The sequence below is a fragment of the Candidatus Nanopusillus massiliensis genome, from assembly GCF_920984865.1.
Map to the genome: position 1 here is coordinate 489,866 of NZ_OV100765.1, position 244 is coordinate 490,109.

Consider the following 244-nt stretch of genomic DNA (forward strand, 5'->3'; position numbering starts at 1 on the left):
AATTTTGAAAGTTTATCAGATCTTGAAGAAGATTTATTAAAAAATTTCTCAGGATTAANNNNTGATACAGCAGGAATATTTTGGACAATGAAATTTCCAAATGTATAGAGATGCTGAATTATTAGAAAAATGGGGTTTAAAACCAAAATCAATAAAAAATTGTAGAATTAGTAGTTCCTAAAGGTATACTAGATGAATATAGAAAATATAAATGTTCCTATAGATGATACTTTTCAATTAGATC